Genomic DNA, 2,109 nt, shown 5'->3' on the forward strand with positions numbered 1-2,109 from the left:
GGCCGCCGCCTCGCCCGCGGCGGCGACGGCATCCGGCCCCGCGTCGCCGTCTCCCTCCACGTCCCGCACTCCCTCGGACGCCATCAGTACACCTCGTCGGGGTCGAACACCCGCTCGCCGACGTGTTCCCCGTCGACGGTGCGATAGAAACACGACCGGTGACCGGTGTGACACGCGCCGACCGACTGGTCGACGACGTACAACAGGGTGTCGGCGTCGCAGTCGACACGGATCTCGCGGACGGCCTGCGTGTGACCGGACGACCCGCCCTTGTGCCAGAGCTCGTCGCGGGACCGGGAGTAGTAGTGAGCTTCGCCGGTCTCACGGGTTCGCTCGAGCGCCTCCGGCGAGACGTACGCGAGCATCAGCACCTCGCCGCTCTCGGCGTCCTGTGCGACCGCGGGGACGAGGCCGTCGTCGCCGAAATCGACCGCCACGTCGGCGTCGTCCGTAGCGTCGGGGTCCGTCTCGGACTGGCTCATATCGGGAACCGAGGCGTGCGCCGCGAATATGCCTTGTGTCTATCCGCGCCGGAAAGGGGCGTGTCGGACCCGTCCGTCGGCCGTCCCGGAACGTGGGTGTCAATCGTACCGATACACGAGCGCGTCGCCGTCGGCGTACGCGTCGGATCGCCGGTCGACGACCTCGAACCCCAGCGACTCGTACAACGCGATCGCGGCGTCGTTGTCGGGGTGCGCCTGTAGCGTCACCGGCCCGGTCGCCCCGCGAAGCGCCGCGGACACGAGCCCTCGGGCTCGTCCCTCGCGTCGGAACGCGGGCGCGACGACGAGCTCCGCGAGGTGACACCCTGCCCGATCCCGCGCGTCGACCGGGAGGAGGTAGCCGACCGGTTCGCCGCCGGCTGACCCGGTCGCCTCTCCGCTCCCATCGGCGACGCTCACCAGCGTCGTGCCGGCGACGAGTCCGTACTCCAGCAGCTCCGGGCTGGGCTGTCTGAGGTGCGACTGCAGCTCGCGGATCCGGTCGGCGTCGGTCGGGTTCGCGGGTCGGACGCACGGGTCGGGTGGCCGCATCGGGGTCACCCGAGGAGGAGACTGCCCGTGGCGACGGCCACGACCGCGCCCGACAGCGTCGCGAGGAAGTTGACGGCCTGGTTGCCGACCCGTTCGCCCTCGATCAGCGCACCGAGGAGGCTGTCGACGGTCATGCCGACGACGCCGGCCAGGAACACGACCGCGCCGCCGACGAGCGGGTCCCCGATCGGGATCCCGACCGCGGCGATAGCGGCGACCACCGCGGCACCCGTCCCGCCGGCGAGCTCGCCCTGCCAAGTGATCGCGCCGTCCGTTCCCGGTTCGACCGGCTGGAGCGTCGTGATCAGCCGTGGTCCGTCGAACAGACCCCCGATCTCCGAGGAGAGCGTGTCGGCCATCGCGGTCGCGATCGCGCCGGCGAACGCGAAGCCGAACAGCGCCGGCGACACCTCGACGTGGCCGGTCGCGGCATAGCCGAGCAGCGCCACGAGCGCCACCGCGGAGTTCGCGAGGACGTTCCCCGTCCCGCGAGCGCCCTGGTTCTCCTGTGCGACGCCGCGGTCGGCCTTCTCGTCGAACCGGTACTTCGAGGCCAACCCGCCGACCGCGTAAAACGCCATCAGTGTGAGGAACCAGCCGACGCCGCCGAGCACGACGGTGAGCAGCGCGAGCAACACCCCGGTCAGCATCCCCGGAACCGACGCCGTCCCGAGCGCGTACGAGATGTAGCCGAGTGCGACGGTGACGGCGAGCCCGGCGACGATCCCCGGGGCGCTCACGGTCGGTTCGAGCGCCATGAACCCCCAGACGACGAGGGCGACGACGACGACGGTGATGTGCTCGTCGCGGGCGTACACGAGCGATCGGACGAGCCCCGCCGTCAACGCCGCGACCGCCGCGAGAAAGACGAACACCGGAAGCGTCCCCGCAAGTGGGTCCACAGCGACGAGATCCGACAGGGAGAGGTCGCTCCCGACGAGCCCGATCGCGACCTGTCCGGCGACCGCCGCGGTGCCGGCGACGAGGAGGTACCCGCCGACGAGCTCGAACTCGCCCTCGAATCGACGAGCGAACAGGGCCCGGCCGAGCCGTCCACCGCCGACGGCGAGGGCTG

General features: G+C 71.7%; 3 protein-coding genes. All 3 read right to left on the reverse strand.

All coding sequences use genetic code 11. From position 1 onward, the window contains the following. Positions 1-83: 83 nt before the first annotated feature. Positions 84-482, reverse strand: coding sequence for a phosphoribosyl-AMP cyclohydrolase (gene hisI, locus ACFQEU_RS14965; protein WP_379783450.1), 399 nt, complete (start codon positions 480-482; stop codon positions 84-86). Positions 483-581: 99 nt separating this feature from the next. After that, positions 582-1,034, reverse strand: coding sequence for a GNAT family N-acetyltransferase (locus ACFQEU_RS14970; protein ID WP_379783452.1), 453 nt, complete (start codon positions 1,032-1,034; stop codon positions 582-584). A gap of 5 nt (positions 1,035-1,039) precedes the next feature. Beyond that, on the reverse strand, positions 1,040-2,109 hold a 1,070-nt coding region (locus ACFQEU_RS14975), incomplete at its 5' end, for a DUF92 domain-containing protein (protein WP_379783454.1).

Origin of the sequence: Halorubrum tibetense (genome assembly GCF_042661865.1) — an archaeon.
Classification (GTDB): Archaea; Halobacteriota; Halobacteria; order Halobacteriales; family Haloferacaceae; genus Halorubrum; species Halorubrum tibetense.

Excerpts from the sequence above, each read along its gene's own strand:
- hisI (WP_379783450.1), bottom strand. The coding sequence starts at position 482 with ATGAGCCAGTCCGAGACGGACCCCGACGCTACGGACGACGCCGACGTG.
- ACFQEU_RS14970 (WP_379783452.1), bottom strand. The coding sequence starts at position 1,034 with ATGCGGCCACCCGACCCGTGCGTCCGACCCGCGAACCCGACCGACGCC.